This is a genomic window from Claveliimonas monacensis, from assembly GCF_014982975.1.
GTDB lineage: Bacteria > Bacillota > Clostridia > Lachnospirales > Lachnospiraceae > Claveliimonas > Claveliimonas monacensis.
Genome location: NZ_JADCKL010000002.1, coordinates 375,140 through 399,696, shown reverse-complemented (window position 1 = coordinate 399,696; position 24,557 = coordinate 375,140). Strand labels below are relative to the sequence as shown.

22 protein-coding genes and 7 tRNA genes are annotated in these 24,557 nt (G+C 54.3%); 28 read left to right on the top strand and 1 reads right to left on the bottom strand.

Annotated features, from left to right (window positions below; genetic code table 11):
• The first annotated feature begins 133 nt into the window (after positions 1-133).
• From INF30_RS05230 to nspC, 21 genes are all read left to right on the top strand, one after another.
• On the top strand, positions 134-349 hold the full coding sequence (locus INF30_RS05230) for a hypothetical protein (protein ID WP_138302777.1): 216 nt from the start codon (positions 134-136) through the stop codon (positions 347-349).
• Positions 350-464: 115 nt separating this feature from the next.
• Positions 465-1,628: a THUMP domain-containing class I SAM-dependent RNA methyltransferase gene (locus tag INF30_RS05225; RefSeq protein ID WP_138302778.1), complete on the top strand. Its 1,164-nt coding sequence runs from the start codon at positions 465-467 to the stop codon at positions 1,626-1,628.
• 2 nt (positions 1,629-1,630) lie between these two features.
• Positions 1,631-2,257, top strand: a complete 627-nt coding sequence (gene rdgB, locus INF30_RS05220) for an RdgB/HAM1 family non-canonical purine NTP pyrophosphatase (RefSeq protein ID WP_226394433.1) — start codon at positions 1,631-1,633, stop codon at positions 2,255-2,257.
• Positions 2,258-2,287: 30 nt separating this feature from the next.
• Positions 2,288-2,770 (top strand): metallophosphoesterase family protein, encoded by a 483-nt coding sequence (locus INF30_RS05215; RefSeq protein ID WP_138302780.1) that lies wholly within the window; start codon positions 2,288-2,290, stop codon positions 2,768-2,770.
• A 108-nt stretch (positions 2,771-2,878) separates the two neighbouring features.
• A tRNA-Pro gene (locus tag INF30_RS05210) sits at positions 2,879-2,953 on the top strand.
• Positions 2,954-2,964: 11 nt separating this feature from the next.
• A tRNA-Gly gene (locus tag INF30_RS05205) sits at positions 2,965-3,035 on the top strand.
• A 42-nt stretch (positions 3,036-3,077) separates the two neighbouring features.
• Positions 3,078-3,151: transfer RNA gene (locus INF30_RS05200), tRNA-Arg, on the top strand.
• Positions 3,152-3,247: 96 nt separating this feature from the next.
• A tRNA-His gene (locus tag INF30_RS05195) sits at positions 3,248-3,321 on the top strand.
• Between the two features lie 18 nt (positions 3,322-3,339).
• Positions 3,340-3,411 (top strand) — tRNA-Gln (locus tag INF30_RS05190).
• Between the two features lie 10 nt (positions 3,412-3,421).
• Positions 3,422-3,494: transfer RNA gene (locus INF30_RS05185), tRNA-Lys, on the top strand.
• Positions 3,495-3,533: 39 nt separating this feature from the next.
• Positions 3,534-3,613, top strand: a tRNA-Leu gene (locus INF30_RS05180).
• A 152-nt stretch (positions 3,614-3,765) separates the two neighbouring features.
• Positions 3,766-4,203, top strand: coding sequence for a hypothetical protein (locus INF30_RS05175; RefSeq protein ID WP_226394432.1), 438 nt, complete (start codon positions 3,766-3,768; stop codon positions 4,201-4,203).
• Between the two features lie 28 nt (positions 4,204-4,231).
• The gene (locus INF30_RS05170) at positions 4,232-5,545 is read left to right on the top strand and encodes a TrkH family potassium uptake protein (RefSeq protein ID WP_226394431.1); all 1,314 of its coding nucleotides are present in this window, start codon (positions 4,232-4,234) and stop codon (positions 5,543-5,545) included.
• Positions 5,546-5,561: 16 nt separating this feature from the next.
• Positions 5,562-6,224 carry a potassium channel family protein gene (locus INF30_RS05165; RefSeq protein ID WP_033124697.1) on the top strand — a complete coding sequence of 221 codons (663 nt, stop codon included), beginning with the start codon at positions 5,562-5,564 and terminating at the stop codon, positions 6,222-6,224.
• A 25-nt stretch (positions 6,225-6,249) separates the two neighbouring features.
• Positions 6,250-7,302, top strand: a complete 1,053-nt coding sequence (locus INF30_RS05160) for an inorganic phosphate transporter (RefSeq protein WP_076780411.1) — start codon at positions 6,250-6,252, stop codon at positions 7,300-7,302.
• A gap of 31 nt (positions 7,303-7,333) precedes the next feature.
• Complete coding sequence (locus INF30_RS05155) at positions 7,334-7,957, top strand: DUF47 domain-containing protein (RefSeq protein WP_087174806.1); 624 nt, start codon at positions 7,334-7,336, stop codon at positions 7,955-7,957.
• A gap of 472 nt (positions 7,958-8,429) precedes the next feature.
• Complete coding sequence (locus INF30_RS05150) at positions 8,430-9,896, top strand: aminotransferase class I/II-fold pyridoxal phosphate-dependent enzyme (RefSeq protein WP_087174807.1); 1,467 nt, start codon at positions 8,430-8,432, stop codon at positions 9,894-9,896.
• A gap of 3 nt (positions 9,897-9,899) precedes the next feature.
• The gene (gene speE, locus INF30_RS05145; protein WP_033124701.1) at positions 9,900-10,751 is read left to right on the top strand and encodes a polyamine aminopropyltransferase; all 852 of its coding nucleotides are present in this window, start codon (positions 9,900-9,902) and stop codon (positions 10,749-10,751) included.
• A complete protein-coding gene (gene speB / locus INF30_RS05140; protein ID WP_226394430.1) occupies positions 10,741-11,601 on the top strand; it encodes an agmatinase in 861 nt (286 codons plus the stop codon). The genes speE and speB overlap by 11 nt, the downstream gene beginning before the upstream one ends.
• Positions 11,602-11,631: 30 nt before the next feature.
• Positions 11,632-12,834, top strand: coding sequence for a saccharopine dehydrogenase family protein (locus tag INF30_RS05135; protein ID WP_033124703.1), 1,203 nt, complete (start codon positions 11,632-11,634; stop codon positions 12,832-12,834).
• Between the two features lie 9 nt (positions 12,835-12,843).
• On the top strand, positions 12,844-13,989 hold the full coding sequence (gene nspC, locus INF30_RS05130) for a carboxynorspermidine decarboxylase (protein ID WP_226394429.1): 1,146 nt from the start codon (positions 12,844-12,846) through the stop codon (positions 13,987-13,989).
• A gap of 26 nt (positions 13,990-14,015) precedes the next feature.
• Here the strand turns inward: nspC and INF30_RS05125 are convergent, their stop codons facing one another.
• Positions 14,016-15,239, bottom strand: coding sequence for an AraC family transcriptional regulator (locus tag INF30_RS05125; protein WP_226394428.1), 1,224 nt, complete (start codon positions 15,237-15,239; stop codon positions 14,016-14,018).
• 193 nt (positions 15,240-15,432) lie between these two features.
• On the opposite strand from INF30_RS05125, the gene INF30_RS05120 reads away from it, so the two are divergent.
• From INF30_RS05120 to yfcE, 7 genes are all read left to right on the top strand, one after another.
• Positions 15,433-16,602, top strand: a complete 1,170-nt coding sequence (locus INF30_RS05120) for a glycoside hydrolase family 5 protein (protein ID WP_226394427.1) — start codon at positions 15,433-15,435, stop codon at positions 16,600-16,602.
• 28 nt (positions 16,603-16,630) lie between these two features.
• Positions 16,631-18,022 carry an MFS transporter gene (locus tag INF30_RS05115; RefSeq protein WP_226394426.1) on the top strand — a complete coding sequence of 464 codons (1,392 nt, stop codon included), beginning with the start codon at positions 16,631-16,633 and terminating at the stop codon, positions 18,020-18,022.
• Between the two features lie 102 nt (positions 18,023-18,124).
• Positions 18,125-20,125 carry a beta-galactosidase gene (locus INF30_RS05110; protein ID WP_226394425.1) on the top strand — a complete coding sequence of 667 codons (2,001 nt, stop codon included), beginning with the start codon at positions 18,125-18,127 and terminating at the stop codon, positions 20,123-20,125.
• A 14-nt stretch (positions 20,126-20,139) separates the two neighbouring features.
• The gene (locus INF30_RS05105) at positions 20,140-21,501 is read left to right on the top strand and encodes a glycoside hydrolase family 30 protein (RefSeq protein WP_226394424.1); all 1,362 of its coding nucleotides are present in this window, start codon (positions 20,140-20,142) and stop codon (positions 21,499-21,501) included.
• Between the two features lie 15 nt (positions 21,502-21,516).
• A complete protein-coding gene (locus INF30_RS05100; protein ID WP_076780425.1) occupies positions 21,517-23,163 on the top strand; it encodes a glycoside hydrolase family 43 protein in 1,647 nt (548 codons plus the stop codon).
• 153 nt (positions 23,164-23,316) lie between these two features.
• Entirely contained in the window at positions 23,317-23,910 is a 594-nt protein-coding gene (locus INF30_RS05095) for a hypothetical protein (RefSeq protein ID WP_226394423.1), read from the top strand.
• Positions 23,907-24,452 (top strand): phosphodiesterase, encoded by a 546-nt coding sequence (yfcE, locus tag INF30_RS05090; RefSeq protein ID WP_226394422.1) that lies wholly within the window; start codon positions 23,907-23,909, stop codon positions 24,450-24,452. The genes INF30_RS05095 and yfcE overlap by 4 nt, the downstream gene beginning before the upstream one ends.
• The last annotated feature ends 105 nt before the right edge of the window (positions 24,453-24,557 follow it).

The window sequence follows — 24,557 nt, the reverse complement described above, 5'->3', positions numbered from 1 at the left end:
ATGCATAAGTATAATATACTGCACTGGAAAAAGCAAGAAAAAAATTAAAAAAAACTTAATATATAAATGGACACATAGAAAGGCTGTTTTCGGACACACTAACTGTGTACCAAATGAACAGGAGGAATGAAATATGGCAAAGAATTGTAATCATTCAAACAACATGGGAAATTCTGAAAACGCATATGAGTCCAAAAAGAATGGGTACAGCAAAAACGCTTCCCGAAATGCCAACGACAAAAATGCGTCTACAAAAAACACAGCTGGAAAAAATGCATCCGGCAAAAACGCATCCAGGAACCAGACGACAGACAGCTACAATTACAGTGACACAACAGACAACTACTAGATGGCTGTCAGACAGGACAAGGGCGGAGATCTCGCGAGGGATCTCCGCTTTTGCATTGACAAAATTCTTTTTTGACCATAAGATGTAAGTTAAAGATAGAGAGATGGAGAGAGATATGGATAGAATAGAACTGATCGCCCCCTGTCATTTCGGCCTGGAAGCAGTGCTGAAAAGAGAGATACAGGATCTGGGATATGAGATTTCCGGGACGGAAGACGGCAGAGTGACTTTTTATGCGGATATGGCAGGCATCAGCAGGGCAAATATTTTCCTGCGGACTGCGGAGAGAGTGCTTCTTAAGGCCGGGGAATTCAAGGCGGAGACTTTTGATGAGCTCTTTGAAAGGACCCGGGAGATCCCCTGGGAGAGATACATACCCTCTGATGGAAAATTCTGGGTGGCCAAGGCGGCGTCAGTGAAGAGCCGGCTGTTCAGCCCCTCGGATATCCAGTCCATCATGAAGAAAGCCATGGTCCGGAGGCTGCAGGAGCACTACCGCACGGACTGGTTTAAAGAGGATGGAGCCTCTTACCCCCTGCGGGTCTTTCTCAAGAAAGACGTGGTCACTGTAGGGATCGACACCTCCGGGGTATCGCTTCACAAGAGAGGATACAGGGAAGTGTCGGGAAAGGCGCCTATTACGGAGACGCTGGCGGCTGCCCTGATCATGCTGACTCCCTGGAGGGGCGACCGGATCCTGGTGGACCCTTTTTGCGGCAGCGGGACTTTCCCCATTGAAGCGGCCATGATGGCGGCAGATATCGCGCCGGGCATGAACCGTTCCTTCACGGCGGAAGAGTGGACAAATCTGATCCCAAGGAGAGCCTGGTACGATGCGGTGGACGAGGCTGCATCCCGGGTGCGGACTGAGATTGAGACGGATATACAGGGATATGACATTGACAGCTCTGTCATCAAAGTAGCCAGACGAAATGCCCGGGAGGCGGGAGTGGATCACCTGATCCATTTTCAGGAGAGGGATGTGAGGGATCTGCGGCATCCGAAAAAGTACGGCTTTGTCATCACAAACCCGCCCTACGGGGAGAGACTGGAGGACAAGAGGGATCTTCCGGATCTGTACCGTGCATTTGGGGAGAGCTTTAAAAGGCTGGACAGCTGGTCAGCCTACATGATCACCAGCTATGAGGATGCGGAGCGGTATTTTGGCAGAAAGGCGCAGAAGAACCGGAAGATATATAATGGAATGCTGAAGACGTATTTTTATCAGTTTCCGGGGCCAAAACCTCCCAGGAAAGATGCAGGAAAAGGAGCAGACTGAAGATGAAAAAGATTATATTTGCCACAGGCAATGAGAATAAAATGGTGGAGATCCGGCAGATCCTGTCAGACCTTGGCATGGAGATCCTGTCCCAGAAGGAGGCGGGGATCCAGGCAGATCCGGAAGAAAACGGGACCACCTTTGAGGAGAACGCCCTGATCAAGGCCAGAGCAGTGCGCAGCATTGCCGCCGGGATGGAGGAGAACAAAGACGCGGTTATCCTGGCTGACGACTCAGGACTGGAGATCGATCACCTGAACAAGGAGCCGGGTATTTACTCCGCCCGCTATATGGGAACGGACACATCCTACGATATCAAGAACAATGCGCTGCTTGAAAGACTGGAAGGCGTGCCTGACGAGGAGAGAACCGCCCGCTTTGTATGTGCCATTGCCGCCGCTTTTCCTGACGGCACGGAGGAAGTGGTGCGGGGAACGATGGAGGGACGCATCGGCCATGAGATCGCAGGAGAGAACGGGTTTGGCTATGATCCAATCTTCTTCCTGCCGGAGTACGGCTGTACAAGCGCCCAGCTGTCCCCGGAGAAAAAGAATTCTCTCAGCCACCGGGGCGAGGGGCTGAGAAAGATGCGCAGGATCATGGAAGAGCGGCTGGAGGAAGGCCGGTAGGCACAGAATAGTTGGAGAAGGAATGGTCAAATGAGGATACTGATCGTAAGTGATACACACAAGGCCCATGGAAATCTGGAAAGAGTGCTGCAGATGGAGGGACCCATCGATATGCTGATCCATCTGGGTGATGTGGAAGGGAGAGCGGACTATATTGAGGCGATAGCCGGCTGTCCGGTGCATATGGTGAGCGGAAACAATGACTTCTTCTCCGATCTGCCCTGGGAAGAAGAATTTTTCATCGGGGATCACCATGTCTTTATCACCCACGGGCATGGCTACTTTGTTGGAATGAATGAGGACAAGCTGAAGGCGGAGGCGAGAGGCCGGGGAGCAGACATTGTCATGTACGGCCACACCCACATGCCTGCCCTCACGATAGAAGCGGACCTTGTGACACTGAATCCGGGCAGTATCTCCTACCCCAGGCAGAAGGGGAGAAAACCCAGTTATATTATGATGGAGATGGACCCGGAGGGCAGAGCATTCTATGAGATAAGATACCTTGTGTGAGGCTGTTATCGGATCCGGATGAAAAAATAAAAAAAGTTGTTGACATCGGAAGAAGGTTCAGATATAATTATTCTCGTGCCATGTGAGTGCGCACAAGTGAATAGGCCTCGGGGTGTGGCTCAGCTTGGCTAGAGCGCCTGGTTTGGGACCAGGAGGTCGCAGGTTCAAATCCTGTCACCCCGATCATCACATATGCGGGTGTAGTTCAATGGTAGAACACCAGCCTTCCAAGCTGGATACGTGGGTTCGATTCCCATCACCCGCTTTCTTGGGGCAGTTACACGGACAAGCCTTGAGAACTGTATTTGAGTCTGTAGCTCAGCTGGATAGAGCAACGGCCTTCTAAGCCGTAGGTCGAGGGTTCGAATCCCCCCAGGCTCGTTGACACGTTCACAGACAGGACATGTGTCATGGTTGTGGCGGGTCGGTCCATAATGCCTTGATAAGAGGCCTGGTGTATGGAGATAATAGTATATGGTGGGTATAGCGCAGTTGGTTAGCGCGCCAGATTGTGGCTCTGGAGGCCCAGGGTTCGAATCCCTGTATCCACCTTTACCCGAAAGGGCTATTGGGCTATCGCCAAGCGGTAAGGCACAGGACTTTGACTCCTGCATTCGTTGGTTCGAATCCAACTAGCCCAGTTTTATGTATGGGCGTGTAGCTCAGGTGGTAGAGCACTTGACTTTTAATCAAGTTGTCCGGGGTTCGAATCCCCGCACGCTCACTGACACGCAGCTAAAAAGGCTGCGTGTTTTTTCATCCTGCGGATGTGGCGGAACTGGCAGACGCGCCAGACTTAGGATCTGGTACTTCGGTGTGCAGGTTCGATTCCTGTCATCCGCATTTATTTTTTGAGCGGTCGGACGCTGCGGAACGCGGTGCCCGGCCGTTCTTCTGTTCTGGTGCTTGACAGCCGGGAAAATTAATGATATAAGAAGTATTGTTTGCTACTGTGAAATGAATGTAAAATTTCTTGTAAGAGAGGGCTGTAAAAGATGCACCGCAAACTCAGAACAGTCATGTTGATCATAGCAATGGCCATCATCTGTGTGGCCGCGCCTTCCAGCCTTTTTCTAAGAGGAGAGGCTTCAGATGTACCGCCCACCGGCACACACGCCGGTATCTGTCATATAGACAACTCCTGCGGGATGAGCCTGTATGACGTGTGTCTGGACGACAGCGCCCTCCATAAGACAGGGGGGACCCTGGTGAGCGCGGCGGCAGGGCGTACAAAGCATGGCGCTGGCAGAGGGCAGTGGCTGACGTGGCTGTGCTGTCCTGCTCTGGCAGCTTTGTTCCTGTGCGCCCGCATGAGGAAAAAGGCGGTGCTCCTGAAGCCGGACCCATATCTTCCTGCACGGTTTCTGTGCGATCTATTTATCCTGTATCAGAAAGATGGAAAAAAGAGAGAAGCTGTTTTGCTGACAATGTGACATCACTTGCAGAAAACAGGAGTAAAAAATGAAAAGCAGAATAACACTTATCGGATTTTTTAAGAGACAGCCTGCCGGGCGGCTGATAGCGATAGGCTTTGCCTCAGTGATCCTTCTGGGGGCCGTGCTTTTGTGTCTGCCTGTATCCGTGAAGGACGGAGTGCATGTGTCCTTCATCGACGCGCTGTTTACATCCACAAGCGCTGTCTGTGTGACGGGGCTGATCGCCATCGACACGGCGGACCATTTTACGGCCTTCGGGCAGGGACTGGTGGCTCTGCTGATACAGGTCGGCGGCCTGGGAGTGACCTCGGTGGGCGTGGGACTGATGCTGGCGGCAGGAAAGCGGGTGAGTATCAAGACAAGGCTTCTCGTGAAGGAAGCCCTGAACGTGGATAGTTACAAGGGGATGGTGCGCCTCATACGGTCTGTCCTCCTGATGACGCTTCTCTTTGAGGCGGCCGGGGCTATCTTAAGCTACCCTGTGTTCAGCCGGGACCATGAGCCGCTCCACGCGGTGGGGATCAGCATTTTCCACTCCATTGCGGCCTTCAACAACTCGGGATTTGACATCCTGGGAGGCCTTCGGAACCTGACCATTTACCAGGACAGCGTCCTTCTGAACCTGACCACGGCCGGGCTGATCATATTCGGCGGCCTGGGCTTTCTGGTCATTATGGACATTGCAAAGAAAAGGTGCTTTAAAAAGCTGTCCTTCCACTCCAAGGTGGTCATCTCCACAAGCATTGTGCTGATCATCGCGGGCACGCTGCTTTTAAAGGCCACGGAGGATATTTCCTGGCTGGGAGCGTTTTTCCAGAGCGTGTCGGCCAGGACGGCGGGATTTTCCACCTATGCCATCGGAGATTTCACGAACGCCGGACTTTTCGTCCTGTGCGTGCTCATGTTCATCGGCGCTTCGCCGGGATCCACCGGAGGCGGTATCAAGACCAGCACCTTCTTTGTGCTGTTCCAGGCGGCCAGGAGCGCATGTGTGAAGAAAAATGTCTGCGCGTTCCGGAGAAGTATTTCCCGGCAGAATATTTCAAAAGCCAGCATGATCACGGTGCTGTCCATGATGGTGGTGTGCGTGGCCACCTTCCTTCTGTGTGTGCTGGAGCCGGACCGCACGTTTATCCAGGTGTTCTTTGAGGTGGTGTCCGCTTTTGGAACGGTAGGACTTTCCACGGGCATCACGCCTGGCTTAAGTGTGGCGGCCAAGATCGTCATTATCTTTGTCATGTTTATCGGAAGGCTGGGAGCGTTTACGCTCCTCACTATCTGGATCAGCCATCCGGAACCGAAGATACGCTACTCAGAGGAGAATATTGCCATCGGCTGATAGAGGAGAAAAAATCATGAGGAAAAAATCGAAATTAACATACGGAGTCATTGGTCTGGGACGCTTCGGCATGGCACTTGCCGTGACGCTGGCAGAGTCCGACAATGACGTCATCGTCATGGACCGGGAGGAGAGCTCCATACGGGAAATGCGAAATTATACAGACTATGCCTTTGTGACAAATGACCTGAGCATGGAGGCGCTGAGGGAGGCGGGTATCCACAACTGCGACGTGGTCATCGTCTGCATTGGCGAGAAGGTGGATGTCAGCGTCCTGACTACCATGAGCGTGATAGAGATGGGAGTTCCCAGAGTCATCGCCAAGGCGCTGTCGCCGGAGCAGGGCGCTGTGCTGAAAAAGCTGGGCGCCGAGGTGGTCTACCCGGAGCGGGATATGGCACTGCGTCTGGGACGCCGGCTTCTGTCCGGGAATTTCCTGGACTATATCCCCCTGGACCACAGCGTGCAGATCACACAGATCCGCATCCCGGAGAGGATGGTGGGAAAAACCGTGGAGCAGATCCAGCTCCGGCGGAAATACGGCCTGAACATCATTGCCATAGAGAGCGGCAGCGAGACTACCATAGAGGTGCAGCCTGATTACCAGCTTAAGGACGGCGACATCATCGTAGTCATCGGAAAGGCTGACAATATCAATACATTTGAGGAAAGCCTGTAAACAGCAGGCGGGAGGGAAAAGGTTTATGGATGTTTCGTTAAGTTATTTCCTGGATGCCATGTCCGGCAGCCCGGTCCTTGTCATTACGCTGCTCCTGACGCTGGGCGTGATCTTCGTCAACGGATGGACGGACGCGCCCAACGCCATCGCCACCTGCGTGACGACGAGATGTCTGCCGGCCCGCACGGCTATCATGATGAGTGCGGCCTTCAATTTTCTGGGTGTGTTTGTCATGACCCAGATCAACAGCTCCGTGGCATCCACCATAAGCAACATGGTGGACTTCGGCAGCAATACCCAGGAGGCTCTGGTGGCCCTGTGCGCGGCCCTCATCTCCATCGTGGTGTACAGTGTGGCCGCTTCGGTCTTCGGCATTCCGACCAGTGAGAGCCACAGTCTCATTGCGGGTATATCCGGCGCCGCCATCGCCATCCAGGGCGGCGTGGGCGGCATCAACGGGGCGGAGTGGGTCAAGGTCATCTACGGCCTTGTGCTGAGCCTGGCTCTCGGATTTATCACCGGCTGGGTCATCTGCCGGGCCATTACGGTCCTTTGTCAGAACATGGAGAGGCGCAGGGCGGACCGGTTCTTCGGGGGAGCCCAGATCGTGGGCGCCGCCGCCATGAGCTTCATGCACGGGGCTCAGGACGGTCAGAAATTTATCGGCGTGCTGTTCCTTGGCATCGCCTTCTGCAACGGCCAGAATTCGGTCAGCGGCATGGAGATCCCGGTGTGGCTCATGCTCCTGTGCAGTATCGTCATGGGGCTTGGGACGAGCGTGGGAGGAGAGAAGATCATCAAGTCCGTGGGCATGGACATGGTGAAGCTGGAGCGCTACCAGGGCTTTTCTGCCGACCTGGCAGGGGCCTTCTGTCTGCTCCTCTCCAGCGTGTTCGGCATCCCTGTATCCACCACCCACACAAAGACCAGCGCCATCATGGGCGTGGGTGCGGTGAAGCGGCTGTCCGCCATTAATTTTAATGTGGTGAAGGACATGATGCTCACCTGGATCTTCACATTCCCGGGGTGCGGCATTATCAGCTTTGTGATGGCCAAGATATTCATGGCTGTCTTTTAGGTAAAATACAGGAGAAAAGGAGAAAAGAACAATGTCAAAAAAACAGGACGCGTTTTATTATGATAATTTTGCCGCGTGTGCGGAGCTTGCAAGAAAAGCAACCCATTTTCTGAAGGAGAAGCTGACGGCCTTTGACCCGGCGAAAATGGAGGAAAATATGGAGGAGATCCACCGGATCGAGCACGAGGCGGATGAAAAGAAGCATCAGCTCACAGACCGGCTGGCCAAGGCCTTCATCACCCCCATTGAGAGGGAGGATATCATATCCTTAAGCTACAATATCGATGAGCTGACTGACAAGGCGGAGGAGGTCTTCATCCGCATCTACATGAACAATGTGCAGACCATCCGTCCGGACGCCCTCAGGATGCTGGACATCGTCATCGCCTGCACGGAGGAGGTGTGTGCCCTTGTGAAGGAGTTCCCGGATTTCCGCCGCTCCAAAAAGCTGAATGAGAGTATCATCCGCATCAACTCCCTGGAGGAGCAGGCGGACAGGATCTATTTTGCCAGCATGAGGGCGCTCCATACGGAGGGGGGAGATGTGCTGGAGATCCTGGCCTGGAGAGAGATCTACACCTACCTGGAGAAGTGCGCGGACGCCTGCGAGCACGTGGCGGACGTGGTGGAAGAGGTTGTGATGAAAAATTCCTAGACCGGTTTTTTCTGAAAATATTTCTTGCATGTTTACAAAAAATGTGATATAAGTAAACACGTATGGAAAACAGATATGGCTTCCATGCAAATATTTTTTCGGCAGCAGAGAGACAGGCTGCCTTATTGATTGAGTTAGAAGCTCAAATTTTATAAGTTGGTTACTTTATAACCAGTGTGCAAAAAGGCATACAAAACTTGTGAAACGGTCAATAAGAGTAGTAAAAGTAAAAATATTTGCTATATAGACTCTAAAAGGTCCCATATCTGTCCATAACATGACACCAGGAAACGCGAAAGGATTTTTCTGCGGGTGTGTCTGTATGTATATTTGTGATAGAGTGATGAAACGCAAGTGGAAGGTGCCCTTCTGCCTGCGTTTTTTTGTTCTGCCGGAAAGTCCCTGGGACGCCCGGGCAGGATAAGAGTCCTCCGGCGGGACCGCAGGCGCTGCAGGAAGGAGTGAGTGAAGCATGAAAAAATATGTACAGGAGGATGCCCCCATCTACGAGGCGCTGGAGCAGTTCCGGAGGATGCGGATCGTGCCCTTTGACGTGCCGGGGCACAAGAGGGGAAGAGGGAACCCGGAGCTCTCAGAGCTTCTGGGGGACAGGTGCGTCAATATCGATGTAAACTCCATGAAGCCGCTGGACAATCTGTGCCATCCGGTCTCTGTGATCAAGGCGGCGGAGGAGCTGGCGGCGGAGGCCTTCGGGGCGGCCCACGCCTTTCTCATGGTGGGCGGCACCACATCGGCGGTCCAGAGCATGGCCCTGGCCTGCTGTAAAAAGGGGGATAAGATCATCATGCCGAGGAATGTCCACAGGAGCATTATCAATGCCCTTGTCCTGTGCGGCGCAAGGCCGGTGTATGTGAACCCGGATGTGGACCGGCATCTGGGGATCTCCCTTGGCATGAAAGTGGAGCAGGTGGAGCAGGCCATCCGCGACAACCCGGACGCGGTGGCCGTGTTTGTGAACAACCCCACATACTACGGCATCTGCTCCGATCTTCGGACCATTGTGGAGGCGGCCCACAGCCACGGCATGAAGGTGCTGGTGGACGAGGCCCACGGCACCCACTTTTACTTCGGGGAAAACTTCCCTGTGACAGCCATGGCCGCAGGGGCGGATATGGCGTCGGTGAGCATGCACAAGTCCGGCGGGAGCCTGACCCAGAGCTCCCTCCTCCTTGTGGGGAAGGACATGCACCCCGGCTATGTGCGGCAGATCATCAATCTGACCCAGACGACCAGCGCCTCCTACCTGCTGCTTTCCAGCCTGGACATCTCCAGGAGAAATCTGGCCCTGCGGGGGAGGGAGGCCTTCGCGAAGGTAGCGGAGCTGGCAGAGTACGCGCGGGAGGAGATCAACCGGATCGGCGGCTACTACGCTTTTGGCGATGAGCTGGTGAACCGGGACAGCGTCTATGCCTTCGACCCCACAAAGCTGTCTGTCCACACCCTGGACATTGGCCTGGCCGGCATCGAGGTGTACGACATCCTGCGGGATGAGTACGACATCCAGATTGAGTTCGGGGATCTGGGAAACATGCTGGCTTACCTGTCCATCGGCGACAGGAAGCAGGAGGTGGAGCGCCTGGTCAGCGCCCTGGCGGACATCAAGCGGCGTTACCAGAAGGACAAGACAGGCATGCTCTCCCAGGAGTACATACCGCCCCGGGTGGTGATGACGCCCCAGGAGTCCTTCTACGCGCCCAAGGAACAGCTCCCCATCCAGGAGGCGGAGGGGCGGATCTGCAGTGAGTTCGTCATGTGCTATCCGCCGGGGATTCCCATCCTGGCGCCGGGGGAGGAGATCACGGACGAGATCATCGAGTACATCCTCTACGCCAAGGAGAAAGGCTGCTCAATGACCGGGCCGGAGGATGAGAAGATCGAGAAGCTCAATGTTGTCACAGAGAAGAAGGGAGGCGTGTAGACCATGGAAATGTGGTTTTCAGATGAACACACAGAGGACGTGAAGCTGTCCATCCGCATCAAGGAACAGCTTTTCAGCGCCCAGAGCGAGTTCCAGCGGATCGATGTGCTGGACTCCCGGGAGTTCGGCCGGATCCTTGTGGCGGACGGGGACCTGATGCTGACAGAGAAGGATGAATTCATTTACCACGAGATGATCACCCACGTGCCCATGGCGGTGCACCCCCATGTGGAGGACGTGCTTGTCATCGGCGGGGGCGATGGCGGTGTGGTCCGGGAGCTGATCAAGTACGAGGAGATCCGCCACATCGATGTGGTGGAGATGGATCCCCTTCTTGTGGAGGTCTGCCGGAAATATATCCCGGAGATCGCCTGCAGTCTCAACGATGAGAGGGTGGAGATCTTCCACGAGGACGGCCTGCGGTTCATCCGTTCCCAGACGGACCGGTATGACCTCATCATCATCGACTCCCCCAACCCCTTCGGACCCGGGGAGGGACTGTTCACAAAAGAGTTTTACGGGAACTGCTATAATGCCCTCCGGGAGGACGGCATCATGGTCAACCAGAATGAGAGTCCTTTTTACACGGAGGAGGCTTTCCAGTGCCAGCGGATGCACAAGCGGATCGTGGAGACCTTTCCCATCTGCCGGGTGTACCAGGCCCACCTGCCCTCCTACCCGTCGGGGCACTGGCTCTTTGGCTTTGCGTCAAAGAAGTACCACCCCCTGGAGGATTTAAACGCTGTGGCCTGGAAGCTGAAAGGCATCCGCACAAGATACTATGAACCAAGACTGCACGCAGGGGTGTTTGCACTGCCTGTCTATGTGGAGGAGCTGCTGGAAGATGTTGAATAAAAATATTGTAGATTACATGGGATGTGACTGTACATACGAGGAGGCGGACATTGTCCTTTACGGGGCGCCTTTTGACTCCACCACCTCCTTCCGGCCGGGGACCCGCTTTGCCGGTGGCGCCATCCGGACGGACTCCTACGGGCTGGAGCTGTACAGTCCGTACCAGGACAGAAGCCTGGAGGAGTGCCGGGTCTTTGACATGGGAGATCTGGAGCTGGCCATCGGAAGTTCGAAGAAGGTGCTGGATCAGATCGAGGAGACGGCCGGGGAGATCTTCCGGGACGGGAAGCTGCCCTTCCTCATCGGAGGAGAGCACCTGGTGACCCTGGGAAGTGTCCGGGCGGCGGCACGGAAATATCCCGGTCTCCACATCATACATCTGGACGCCCACACGGACCTGCGGGAGGATTACCTGGGGGTGGAGCTGTCCCACGCCTGCGTCCTTCGGCGGTGCTGGGAGCTGCTGGGGGATGGCCGTATCCACCAGTTCGGCATCCGCTCCGGGGAGAGGGCGGAGTTTGGCTGGGCCCGGGAGGGACACACGGATCTTCATCCTTTCACCCTGGAGGGACTGGGGGAGACGCTGGAGAAACTGAAGGGCGTCCCGGTGTACTTCACGGTGGACCTGGATGTGATGGACCCGTCCGTCTTTCCCGGGACAGGGACGCCGGAGCCGGGAGGCGTAAGTTATATGGAGCTGCAGAGAGCCGTGACGGAAGTGTGCCGGAAGGCAGAGGTCATCGGGTGCGACGTGACAGAGCTGAGCCCGCCTTTTGACCCCACAGGGGCTTCCACGGCCGCGGCATGCAAGATCATAAGGGAGATGCTCATCGCCCTTGGAACAAAATAGAAAAGAGAGAAGAAAAGGAGGATATTAGAAATGGGAAAAGTACTGATCATCGGATGCGGAGGAGTGGCCAGCGTGGCTATCCAGAAATGCTGCCAGAACAGCGAGGTGTTTTCAGAGATCTGCATCGCCAGCCGCACCGTGTCCAAGTGTGACGCGCTGAAGGAGAAGCTGGAGGGCACTACAAAGACAAAGATCACCACTGCCCAGGTGGATGCGGACAATGTGGAGGAGCTGAAGGCTCTCATCAGAAAAGTGGAGCCGGAGGTGGTGCTGAACCTGGCTCTTCCCTACCAGGATCTTCATATCATGGACGCCTGCCTGGCCTGCGGCGTACACTATGTGGACACGGCCAACTACGAGCCCGAGGATACGGCAAAATTTGAGTACAAATGGCAGTGGGCCTACCGGGACGCCTACGAGAAGGCAGGCCTTACAGCCCTTCTTGGAAGCGGTTTTGATCCGGGAGTGACCAGTGTGTTCTCCGCCTACGCGCTGAAGCACTATTTTGACGAGATCAACTATATCGACATCCTGGACTGCAATGCGGGAGACCACGGCTATCCCTTTGCCACCAACTTCAACCCGGAGATCAACATCCGGGAGGTGTCCGCCAAAGGCTCCTACTGGGAGGACGGACACTGGGTGGAGACAGAGCCCATGGAGATCAAGCGGGTCTACAACTTCCCGGAGATCGGCCCGAAGGATATGTATCTTCTCCACCACGAGGAGATCGAGTCGCTGGCTCTCAATATCCCTGGCATCAAGAGGATCCGCTTCTTTATGACATTCGGGGAGAGCTATCTCACTCACCTGCGGTGCCTGGAGAATGTGGGGATGACCTCCATTGAACCCATTATGTTTGAGGGGAAAGAGATTGTGCCCCTGCAGTTCTTAAAAGCCGTGCTGCCGGATCCCTCCTCCCTGGGACCGCGGACAAAGGGCAAGACAAACATCGGCTGCATCTTTGTGGGAAAGAAGGATGGAAAAGAGAAGAAGATCTACATCTACAATACCTGCGATCACCAGGAGTGCTACAAAGAGGTGGGCTCCCAGGCAGTGGCCTACACCACAGGCGTGCCGGCCATGATCGGCGCTATGATGATCTTAAACGGCACATGGAAGAAGCCGGGCGTGTATAATATGGAAGAGTTTGACCCGGATCCGTTCATGGAAGCGCTGAACAAGTGGGGACTTCCCTGGAAGGTCAGCGAGGACCCGGAGCTGGTGGACTAGGAGAGAAAGATGAGAGAAAGCAAGATACATACGCCCTGCTACATCGTGCAGGAGCGGGCGCTTAAGGAAAATCTGGAGCAGCTTGCCGGCCTGGCCCGGGAGACGGGATGCCGGATCCTGCTGGCTCAGAAGGCCTTCTCCATGTTCCGGGTCTACCCCCTCATAGGAAACTATCTGGCAGGGACCACAGCCAGCGGCCTCTACGAGGCCAGGCTGGGGGCGGAGTGCATGGGGAAGGAGAACCACATCTTCTCCCCCGCCTACCGGGAGGAGGAGATGGGCGAAATCCTCTCCCTTTGCGGACACGTAGTCCTCAACTCCCCCCAGCAGATACGGAGATACAAGAGGAAGATCCTGGCGGCGGGCAGAAGCGTGGGACTGCGGGTCAACCCGGAGTGCTCCACCCAGGAGGGCCACGCCATCTACGACCCCTGCGCCCCCGGCTCCCGGCTGGGGACTACCCTCTCCCAGCTTGAGAGGGCCCTTGCGGACACGCCGGACCTTCTGGAGGGGATAGAGGGGCTGCATTTCCACACTCTGTGCGAGCAGGACGCGGACGCCCTTGCAGTTACCCTGGATGCAGTGGTGGAAAAGTTCGGCGTGTATATGACGAAGATGAAGTGGGTGAACCTGGGCGGAGGACATCATATCACCCGCCCGGGGTACCACATGGAGACGCTGAAGCAGTGCATCCGCCGGGTGCAGAAGCTCTGCGGAGGGACAGTCTATCTGGAGCCCGGGGAGGCGGTGGCGCTGCAGGCCGGGACGCTTCGGACCAGTGTGCTGGAGATCACGGAAAACGGCGTGCAGACAGCCATCCTGGACGCCTCTGCCGCCTGCCACATGCCGGACGTGCTGGAGATGCCCTACCGCCCGCCCCTTTCCGGGGCAGGCCTTCCAGGGGAGAAACCTTTCACATACCGCCTGGCAGGCCCCACCTGTCTGGCGGGGGATGTGATCGGAGACTACTCCTTTGACCGCCCCTTGGAGACCGGGGATGTGCTGGAGTTCCAGGATATGGCCATCTACTCCATGGTAAAAAACAATACATTCAACGGCATGGCCCTTCCGGACATCGTCCTTGAGCGGGAGGACGGAAGCAGGGAGCTGGTGCGCCGGTTCGGCTATGAGGATTTTAAAGGCAGGCTTTCTTAAGCCTGCCTTTTCCATGGGAGGGAAACTCAGAATTCCCGCACGCCGTACTGATCCCTGTACTGCTTCAGCGTCATGCCGGTGTGCTTCTTGAAGATCTTTCCCAGGTGGCTCTGGGAAGAAAAGCCCAGGTAGGCGGCGATCTCACTGTAGGAGTAGGGGGAGTAGGAGAGCAGGTTTTTTGTCAGCCCTACCTTTTCCTGGAGGATGAACTCCGTGATGGTGAGGCCCTCATACTGGCGGAAGATCTCGGACAGATAATTCGCGTTCAGGTACAGCTCGTCGGCAATGTCCTGGATGCGGATTTTTTCATGGAGATGCTTGAATATATAGTCCTTGCACTGGTCCACCCGGGGGTTCTGGTCTTTCCTTGGCCGGCCCGCCTTCTGGGAATTTAGTTCCGCCACCATCTCCGCATATTTGAACTCAAACTGGTGCATCATGTTCAGCAGGACAGCCGTGTCCGACTCCTCCTCCAGGCGCTGGATGAAGACGTCGCTCATGGAGAAGGACACCTCCGGCAGCAGGCCGCCTCTGATGGCCGCCCGGCTTGCCAGCGTGACCACCACAATGCCCCGGTTGCGCATGTGGCGGACCTCGTCTTTGGCCAGTGTCCCGATCTTGCCTGTGTAGTCCTCCTGCAGGCTCCTTCGCAGCATTTCTATATCCCCGTGCTCGATGCTGGAAAATTCCCGCAGCTCCTGGTCGTAAGGATTGTGGGGCTGCTCCTGCTCCCTCCGGTCAAAGACCAGGGAGGAAAAGTCCTCCATGATGGCGTCGTCCATGGAACTGTCCATGCAGTTGGCGGTCACCAGGTCGTCCAGGGAGAGGAAGCTGGTGTGCAGAAGATTGTAGACAAGGAGGACATGCGAGGCGAAATCAGAGAACTCACACTCCGGCGCGGCGGCCACATCCTCCTCAGACAGGGGCAGAGCCTCCAGGTCCCGGTTCATTCGGACCGGGGAGGAGAAGCGGACCGGGCCTATGAGAAAATCCAGGTCCGAGGAGGGGGAAAAAGCGTAGTATATTTCCCTGTTTATGGAGAAGAGCACAGGCAGGGAGCGGTAGGAGCCGCCTTGCTCGTGGCTGTCCAGGAAACGGAAAAGCGCATCGTCTGTCAGATAGATATCCTGGAGATCTTTTCTTGCGCAAAAGACTTTCGGGGAAGGGCCGTCCCCCGGGGAGCGGTTCCACATTTTCACCATGGTGTGGAGGCCGTAAGATATATACTGCATCAGATATTCTGTATTCATCTGCCATCTCCTTTCTGAGCGGTACTTACGCACTTCGTGACAGTATGATCATATCACAAAAGTTTTTCCGTGAAAAGTGATAAAAAACTGAGAATGATAATATAAAATGACTCCGCGTGAGACTAAAATAACCAACAGAAAGAGACAGATAAAGGCTTGCTCAGAAAACATGAAAGAAAGGAAAGTGAAAGACATGCAGGTAAAAGGCGTGAATCTTGGAAACTGGCTTGTCCTGGAGAAATGGATGAGCCCCGGATTATTCGAGGGAACAACAGCTGAGGACGAGCACAATCTCCCGCTCCAGCTGCCGAAGGAGGTGTACGAGGCCCGCATTAAGATGCACAGATCTGAGTACATTACAGAGAGAGACTTTACAAGGATCAAGAGCCTGGGACTGGACACGGTCCGCATCCCGGTTCCCTATTTTATCTTCGGGGACAGAGAGCCCTTCATCGGCTGCATCGGAGAGCTGGACAATGCCTTCAACTGGGCAGAGCGGTACGGACTTCAGATCCTCATCGACCTCCATACGGCGCCGGGCAGCCAGAACGGCTTTGACAACGGCGGCGAGAGCGGCGTGTGCATCTGGTCACAGCAGCCGGACGAGGTGGAGTTTGAGCTCAGCGTGCTGGAGAGACTGGCAGAGCGCTACGGCCAGAGAAAAGGGCTGTGGGGCATTGAGATCATCAACGAGCCGGTGCTCGAGGACATGTGGGAAGGCATGCATGTGCAGGAGCGCTACCCGGCAGTGGATGCGGAGAGGGGCGCAAGGTCAAAGCCCAACACCATCGAGTTCATCCGTCAGTTCTACCTGGATGCCTACGATAGGATCCGGAAACATATGCCGGAAGATAAATATGTGGTGTTCCACGACGCGTTTCGCCTGAAAGCATGGAAGGATTTCATGCGTGAGGATAAATACAGGGGCGTGGTCCTGGATACCCACCAGTACCTCATGATGGCGGAGCTGTACGGCTGTGAGCAGACTGTGGAAAGCTACGTCGGCTATGTGAAGAACCTGCAGAAGGACATCGAGGAGATGAAGGAGTATTTCCCGGTGATCTGCGGTGAGTGGTGCCTCTTCAACTCTCTTGCAGTGGGACAGGATACCAAGGGGGGACAGACTGTCTTAAACGGCGTGGAAGGTCTGGATCAGGAAGTGGTAAGCGACGAGAGAAAGAAAGAGATCTACAACGCAGTGGCAAAAGCGCAGCTTGAGGCATGGAAGGCCGGAAACGGTTACTTCTACTGGAGCTGGAAGCTTCTCACAGACACAGTGAACACACCTGGCTGGGTTGGCTGGGACAGCTGGGATCTGGGACGCTGCGTGGACTTCGGATGGTTCCCGGTTGAGGAAGCATAAGAGAGTAAAGTGAAAGGAAGAGAGAACAATGAACAAGACAACAGATATGAACCCCAACGCAAAGCTTTCATTTCTTGAAAGGTTTGCCTACGGTATCGGAGACTATGCAGGAAACCTGGTATATTCTGCCATCAGTGCATTTCTCCTTGTATATTATACAAATGTAGTGGGAGCCAGCGCAGCGGCGGCAGCCTCCATCATCGCTGTCTCCAAGATCCTGGATGGTCTTTCAGACCTTGCTATGGGATATATCGTTGACCATACCCACAGTAAATGGGGCAAGGCCCGTCCCTGGATCGCAAGACTGTGCATCCCTCTTGCTGTATGTACCGTGCTGATGTTCAGCGTGCCCTCCAGCTTTGCGGGCCCTGTACAGATCGCATACATGTTCCTTACATACAACCTTGTTTCCACCATTTTCTATACAGGAATCAATGTTCCCTACGCTACCATGCAGGGACTGATGACAAGAGACCAGTACGAGAGAGGTCTTCTCGGAAACTTCCGTAACCTTCTGGCCACAGCCGGAACCATGACCATCAACACAGTGGTTCTGAAGATGACAGGTTTCTTCGGCGGCGGGGATGCCTACACACAGAGAGGCTGGACACTGACTTTTGTGGTTCTGATGATCGTCTTTGTCATCCTCAATATGTTTATGTTCTTTACCTGTAAAGAGAGAGTCGTAGAAGGCGGAGCAGACGGAAAAGGTGAGACAGTCTCCTTTATCAAAGGTCTGAAGGGACTTGTGAAAAATAAATACTGGATCTTAATGGTCATCAGCGTGTTTGCCATGTACTTTATGATGTCCACATTCTTCGGATCAGCCGTTTACTTTACTATGTACAACATGGGCAACGACGGATACTACGCAATGGTATCCAACCTGCTCTCCATCGCGCAGATCATTACTCTGTTCATTACACCGTTCCTTATGAAGAAGGTGAGCAAGAGAAACCTGTTCATGGCAGGTATGGCCATCGCAACAGTTGGATTTGTCATCTCCGGTATCTCCACAGACTACAGCATCATCTGTGCATCATCTGTCATCAAAGGTATCGGCTTCGGATGCGGCGGAGCGACTATGTTCGGATGCCTGCAGGATGCAATTACCTACGGCGAGTGGTATAATGGATACGGCACAGCCGGCATGGGAAATGCTGCTTCTTCCTTCTGTATGAAGGTGGGATCTGGTATCGGTACGGCTGCTCTTGGATGGATCCTGGATGCAGGCGGATTTGACGCCGCCCTGGAAGTACAGAGTGCATCTGCACTTTCATCCATCACTGTGGCATTTGCATGGGTACCGGTTATCACATCCGTGATCTGTGTCATCTGCATGGCTATGTTCAACCTGGACAAGTATTACGGGCAGGTTGTGGCAGATCTGGAAGCAGGAAAGCACAGAGGAGACAACTAAAAAATATAAAGCGGCCTTCTGACAGGCGGCAGAAAATAAATCTGGCAATTTGGCAAAGGATGGCGTTCACGCGGCATCCTTTGTCTGCAATATGGAGGGATTATGGAGAGGAAAGAACTGCTTTTTGGGACAGCGTATTACCCGGAGTATATGCCCTGGGACAGAATAGATGAAGATTTTGACATGATGGAAAAGGCCGGGATGAACGTGGTGCGCATTGCGGAGTCTACTTGGAGCACTCTGGAGAAGGAAGACGGCGTCTTCGATTTCTCTTATATTGATAAGGTCTTAAAGAAGGCAGAGGAGACAGGCATGAAGGTGATCATCGGCACCCCTACCTACGCGGTCCCCTCCTGGCTTGTAAAAAAAGACCCGGATATCATGGTCACCACAAAAGAGGGAAAAGCCGCCTACGGGCACCGGCAGATCTTCGATATACTCAATCCCACATACCTGCATTACGGGGAGAGAGTGATCCGGAGGCTTCTGGAGCACACAGCTTTTCATCCTTCTGTGATCGGATTTCAGATCGACAATGAGACAAAGCACTACGGAAATGACGGGGAGGAGATGCAGCGTCTTTTCCGGGAACATCTGCAAGAGAAATACAAAGATACAGATACATTTAACAGAACCTTCTATCTGTCCTACTGGAGCAATTCCATCCACAGCTGGGACGATCTGCCGGATATGAGAGGCTGCGTCAACGGCGGTTTGGTGGGAGAGTACGAGGCCTTCAAGAGGACCGTGGCGGCCCGCTTCCTCGCCTGGCAGGCGGACCTTGTGCGGGAGTATAAAAGAGAGGACCAGTTCATCACCCACAATCTGGATTTTGAGTGGAAGAAGTTCGGGGCGGACATTGCCCAGGACGGCTACTCCTACGGGGTGCAGCCGGATCTGAACCACCAGGAGGCATCCCGGTGCCTGGACATTGCGGGGACGGACATCTACCACCCCACCCAGGACGATCTGACTGGAGCAGAGATCGCTTTTGGCGGGGACTCCATCCGCAGCCTCCAGGATAAAAATTACCTGGTGCTGGAGTGCCAGGCACAGGCCTTTAAATACTGGACGCCCTACCCGGGACAGCTCCGCCTCCACGCCTACAGCCATCTGGCCAGCGGGGCGGCAGGGGAGATGTACTGGAACTGGCACTCCATCCACAACGGCTATGAGACATACTGGCGGGGACTTTTAAGCCACGACCTTCAGTCCAATCCCACCTACCGGGAAGCCTGCGTCATTGGCCGGGAGTGGAAGGAGCACGCGGAAGAACTGGCAGGCTTCACAAAGAAAAACAGGATCGCCCTGCTGGTGGACAACCGCTCCCTCACAGCCCTCAAATGGTTCCCCATTGACAGGGACTTAAGCTACAACGATGTGGTGCGGTGGATGTACGACAGCCTTTACGAGATGAACCTGGAGTGCGACGTAGTGGATGTGCACGCGCTGAAGGAAGACCGGTACGATATGATCGTTACCCCGGCTCTCTACTGCGCCGGAGAGGACCTCATCCGGCGTCTGGACGCCTTTGTAAAACGGGGCGGCGTTCTTGTCAGCTCTTTTCGTTCCTTCGTGTCAGATGAGCAGGCCAGCGTGTACCCGGATGCCCAGCCCCACGGTCTGACAGACTGCTTCGGCATGACCTACAACCAGTTCACGGAACCCGGCAGGGCCATGATCAAAGGAGAGAAGATCCAGTACTTTATGGAGCTTATGAAGCCGGAAAGCGCAGGCCGGGAAGCCGGCTATGAGCATCCCTACTGGGGAGAGTACGCAGGGATCACAAGAAATGCTTACGGAAACGGAGCAGCCTGGTATGTGGGATGCTTTACAGAAAAAGAGCTTCTCAAAGAGGTGTACCAGAAGGCGGCAAAAGATGCAAAAATCCCCCTTCCGGCGTACACGTGGCCTGTGACCATAAGAAGCGGCAGGACAAAAGAAGGAGCAGACCTGCATTACGTACTGCACTACAGCCAGGAGGAGCGGGACATTACATGCCCCTGGGATCTGGCAGAGGATGTTCTGACAGGAAAGAGCTACCGGCGGGATGACCGCATACATCTGAAAGACTGGGATGTACTGATCCTGAGAGAAAAATAGCGGAGGAGACAAACGTGCGTTTATATATGACAGAAAGCCCGGAGAAGATCTATCCGGACAAAAAGATGGAAGTATATGATTTTGTCCCGGAGGACGGGACGGAAAATGAAGTGGTGAACCTGTATCCCGGCCTCACATACCAGACCATGGAAGGCTTTGGCGGAGCCGTTACAGATGCCGCCGGCTATGTTTTTTCCATGATGGACAAAGACCAGAAGGAAGAACTGCTGGATATGTATTTCGGGGAGGAGGGCATGCACTACAACCGGGTGCGCCTTCATATGGACAGTTGTGATTTTTCCACCCGGCTCTATTCGGCTGTGGAGGATGAAGAGGACGAGAACCTGGATACATTTTCCTTTGCCCACACGGAAAAATATATGATCCCTCTTCTTGAGGCGGCGCAGCAGAGAGCGGGAAAGAAGCTGAAGGTGATGCTTTCCGCCTGGTCCCCGCCGGAATTTATGAAGACAAACGGAAGCCGCATTGGCGGGGGATCGCTGAAAAAGGAATACTACAGCAGATGGGCAAAGTATCTCTGCCGGTATATAGAAGAGTTTGAAAAGAGAGGATATGAAGTGGAGCGCATGTCCCTCCAGAATGAGCCCGCCGCTGTGCAGACATGGGACTCCTGCGTCTACACAGTGGAGGAGGAAAAAGAATTTTTAAGAGACCACCTCTGCCCGGAGATGAAAAAAAGAGGGCTGGAACATGTGGAGATTTTCGGCTGGGACCACAACAAAGAGAGGCTCTTTGAGCGTGCCAGCGGACTGATCGATAAGGAGACAGATGACATGATCACAGGCCTTGCATTCCACTGGTACAGCGGGGACCACTTTGAGGCCCTGGATCTGGTGCGCCAGATGTACCCGGACAAGAAGCTGATCCTGTCTGAGAGCTGCCTGGAGTTTGGCAAGTACGACAAGGACATGGAGACAGAGAACGCCATTCGCCTCTCCCACGATATGATCGGAAATCTGAATCACGGCATGCAGGCTTTCTATGACTGGAATATCCTGCTGGACGGGGAAGGCGGCCCCAACCACCAGAATAATTTCTGCGACTCACCCTACCTTTACCACGAGGATGAGAAACGGCTGGAGGAGCGGAGGATCTGCCGTTACTACTGGCATTTCGCCCACTTTATCGAGGCCGGGGCCGTCCGCATCGCCCACACCAGATACACAGAGAAGCTGGATGTGACAGCCTGGAGAAATCCTTCCGGTGATATCGTCTGCATTTTTATGAATAAGTCGGACGAAAAGCTGCCGGCAGTGATCCGCATGGAGGGAGAACTCTGCCGCATTTCCCTGGAGCCCAGAGCCATCGCAAGCTGTGTGATAAAAAACAGCGGAAAAAAGGAAAAAGAAGCGTAGAAGGAGAAGAAAGACATGATAACAAATCCAATCATTCCCGGATTTAATCCGGATCCGTGTATATGCAGAAAAGGGGAGGACTACTATCTCGTAGTATCCACGTTCGAGTGGATGCCGGGGCTTCCCGTCTATCATTCCCGCGATCTGAAACACTGGGAGCTTTACACTCATGTGATCACCGACGACGAGAAGGTGGATCTGAAGAAACTCCCCTCCGCAAAAGGCCTGTGGGCACCCTGTCTGACCTACTGTGAGGAGGAAGATCTTTTCTATGTGGTGTACGGCGTCATGAACTCCATGAACGCCAGATACTTTGATGTGGATAATTTCCTCATCACAGCAAAGGATATCAGAGGTCCGTGGAGCGAGCCTGTGTACCTCCATTCTTCGGGATTTGACGCATCCCTTTTCCATGATGATGACGGCCGCAAATATGTGGTGGCCCTGGAGTGGGAGACAAGGGAAGGATACGAAAAGCCGGGCGCCATCTGTATGGTGGAATATGATCCGCAGAAGAAAGAGATCATAGGCTATCCGAAGCGGATCTGGAACGGCGGCACGGACAGAGGCTGCATCGAGGCGCCTCATCTGACGAAGCGGAACGGTTATTACTATATTATGTGCGCGGAGGGCGGCACGGGCTACAATCACTGTGTCACCATGGGACGGTCAGAAAACGTGTGGGGCCCCTATGTGAAGGATCCCACAAATCCCATTCTCACCTCCGTGCCGGGAGAGTCCTATGAGAGGCACAACCCGGATCATCTGAAGCCTAAATACTACAATCCCGACTCTGTCCTGCAGAAAGCCGGACATGGCAGCTACGTGGAGACACCGGACGGAGAGGTGTACATGGTGTACCATACTTCCAGGCCCTTTGTGCCGGAACTGTGCTGCACGCTGGGGCGTGAGACAGCTATCCAGAAGATGAAGTGGACCGATGATGGATGGCTTAGGACGGACAGTGGCAGCAACCTGGCCCAGGAGGAGACACAGGAGAGCTCTCTGCCGCAGTGCCCGCTTCCAAAAGTGCCCGACTTTGACGATTTCGACAGCGGCGAGCTGGGCAACTGGTACTATGCGCCCCGGATCATGCCCTGGCGCTTTGCAGATGTGAAGGCCCGTCCGGGCTGGGTGCGTCTCCGCGGCCAGGAGTCCAGGACATCCCTTAACAAAGTTAGCATCCTTGCCAGAAAGCTGACCAGCGTCTACGCACGGATCACCACAAAGATGGAATTCCAGCCGGAAGTGCACCAGCACAGCGCGGGACTTATCCTCTACTACGACAATATGAACTACATTAACCTGCGCAAATATTACAGCGAGACTCTGGGAGGCAGCGCCCTGTCTATCATCCACCTGGAAAACGGCGTGAAGACAGAGTTTCTGAACACAAGGATCCCGGTGGAGGACCGTCCCATCTACCTGCGTCTCTGGATCCAGGGAAGAAAATCCTGGTTCGAGTGGAGCTATGACGGGGAGACGTACACAAAGATCGGCCGGATCTTTGACACGGCAAAATTCTCTGATGAGTACTGTCAGTACGGGGAGTTCACAGGCACTATGGTGGGCCTGACCTGCGCGGACAGAGTGAAACATCAGCACTGTGCGGACTTTGATTTCTTCGAGTATATCGCGGACGAGACAAAGCCGGTTGACTAAGACATAAGATATAGGATAAGCGGGCGGGGCGCGGACAGCGCCCTGCTCTTTTTAATGAGAAAATTTTATGTCACATATTCTTGCGGCGGCAGGGGAAGTATGTTATTCTGTTTGCAGGCATTATTTTTCTCATATTCTCATGCGGCGTCTGCCGTGTCAAAGAAGAACGCCGGTTACTCTCCGGCATTTGCCGCTGCCCTGCGTATCGAGCTGGAAGAGGTCCGGAAAATCAAGGTAAGAAGGATAGAGGAGGGGATCTACTATTTGGAGGGGGATCCCGTTCCCATGCAGCTTCTGATCCCGCCCCGATTGTCACCGGAGAATAACTACTGGATGCAGCATTTAAGAGGAAATCTGAAAAGGGGAAACGAGATTGAGGAACTGATGAAACGCTATGAAGAGCACAGCCATTCCAGGTGGTATCAGGCTGCCATGGACCTCATTATCAGGGCCAACTGGGAGAACGTAAAGGAGGAGAAAAATATGTGCGAAGCGCTGAGAGAGTTGTTTGCAGATGAACTCCGGGAGTCGGAAGAAAAAGGACTTGCAGCCGGGGCGGAGAAGCAGATTATTTCTGTTGTGTGCAAGAAGCTGGGAAAAAACAAAGGGGTGTCTGAGATTTCTGAGGCACTGGAAGAGCCGGAGGAAAAGATACGTCTCATCTGCGAAGCCGCCGCGGACTATGCCCCGGATTATGACGTAGACAAAATATATGACAAGCTGAAAGAAGGAGAGAACAGGAAATGAAGATACTGATCGCATCAGACATACACGGGAGCGCCTATTACTGTCGGAGCCTCCTGGAGAGATACAGGGAGGAGAAGCCGGATAAGCTGCTGCTTTTGGGAGACATCCTCTATCACGGCCCAAGGAACGACCTGCCCCGTGAGTACGCGCCGAAAGAGGTGCTGGCCATGCTCAATGAGATGAAGGAGGAGATCCTGTGTGTCCGCGGCAATTGTGACACGGAAGTGGACCAGATGGTACTGGAATTTCCGATCCTGGCAGATTACTGCATTTTGTACGCAGGGAATCGGATGATCTTTGCGACTCACGGGCACCAGCACAACACAGCCAATCCGCCGATGCTGAAACAGGGAGATGTGCTCCTGCACGGTCACACCCACGTGCCGGTACTGGAGGAGTTTGACGGGAAATACTATATCAATCCGGGCTCTGTGTCGATCCCGAAGGAGAACAGTGCTCACAGTTACATGGTGCTTGAGGATGGTGTCTTTTTCTGGAAAGATGTGGAGACAGGAGAGACTTACAGAAAGGCAGCGCTGTAGCGGCGCTGCTTTTTTGGTACAGTACTGTGCAATTCCCCGGGGTCACTTGACATGCCGGACACATCCTATATAATTATAGTGCCGGAATTATCCAGTGTTTGTCAG

Excerpts from the sequence above, each read along its gene's own strand:
- speB (WP_226394430.1), top strand. The coding sequence starts at position 10,741 with ATGTTGAATAAAAATATTGTAGATTACATGGGATGTGACTGTACATAC.
- rdgB (WP_226394433.1), top strand. The coding sequence starts at position 1,631 with ATGAAAAAGATTATATTTGCCACAGGCAATGAGAATAAAATGGTGGAG.
- INF30_RS05150 (WP_087174807.1), top strand. The coding sequence starts at position 8,430 with ATGAAAAAATATGTACAGGAGGATGCCCCCATCTACGAGGCGCTGGAG.
- INF30_RS05155 (WP_087174806.1), top strand. The coding sequence starts at position 7,334 with ATGTCAAAAAAACAGGACGCGTTTTATTATGATAATTTTGCCGCGTGT.
- INF30_RS05230 (WP_138302777.1), top strand. The coding sequence starts at position 134 with ATGGCAAAGAATTGTAATCATTCAAACAACATGGGAAATTCTGAAAAC.
- INF30_RS05215 (WP_138302780.1), top strand. The coding sequence starts at position 2,288 with ATGAGGATACTGATCGTAAGTGATACACACAAGGCCCATGGAAATCTG.
- INF30_RS05165 (WP_033124697.1), top strand. The coding sequence starts at position 5,562 with ATGAGGAAAAAATCGAAATTAACATACGGAGTCATTGGTCTGGGACGC.
- INF30_RS05175 (WP_226394432.1), top strand. The coding sequence starts at position 3,766 with ATGCACCGCAAACTCAGAACAGTCATGTTGATCATAGCAATGGCCATC.
- INF30_RS05110 (WP_226394425.1), top strand. The coding sequence starts at position 18,125 with ATGGAGAGGAAAGAACTGCTTTTTGGGACAGCGTATTACCCGGAGTAT.
- nspC (WP_226394429.1), top strand. The coding sequence starts at position 12,844 with ATGAGAGAAAGCAAGATACATACGCCCTGCTACATCGTGCAGGAGCGG.
- INF30_RS05115 (WP_226394426.1), top strand. The coding sequence starts at position 16,631 with ATGAACAAGACAACAGATATGAACCCCAACGCAAAGCTTTCATTTCTT.
- INF30_RS05100 (WP_076780425.1), top strand. The coding sequence starts at position 21,517 with ATGATAACAAATCCAATCATTCCCGGATTTAATCCGGATCCGTGTATA.
- yfcE (WP_226394422.1), top strand. The coding sequence starts at position 23,907 with ATGAAGATACTGATCGCATCAGACATACACGGGAGCGCCTATTACTGT.
- INF30_RS05125 (WP_226394428.1), bottom strand. The coding sequence starts at position 15,239 with ATGAATACAGAATATCTGATGCAGTATATATCTTACGGCCTCCACACC.
- speE (WP_033124701.1), top strand. The coding sequence starts at position 9,900 with ATGGAAATGTGGTTTTCAGATGAACACACAGAGGACGTGAAGCTGTCC.
- INF30_RS05135 (WP_033124703.1), top strand. The coding sequence starts at position 11,632 with ATGGGAAAAGTACTGATCATCGGATGCGGAGGAGTGGCCAGCGTGGCT.
- INF30_RS05170 (WP_226394431.1), top strand. The coding sequence starts at position 4,232 with ATGAAAAGCAGAATAACACTTATCGGATTTTTTAAGAGACAGCCTGCC.
- INF30_RS05225 (WP_138302778.1), top strand. The coding sequence starts at position 465 with ATGGATAGAATAGAACTGATCGCCCCCTGTCATTTCGGCCTGGAAGCA.
- INF30_RS05160 (WP_076780411.1), top strand. The coding sequence starts at position 6,250 with ATGGATGTTTCGTTAAGTTATTTCCTGGATGCCATGTCCGGCAGCCCG.
- INF30_RS05120 (WP_226394427.1), top strand. The coding sequence starts at position 15,433 with ATGCAGGTAAAAGGCGTGAATCTTGGAAACTGGCTTGTCCTGGAGAAA.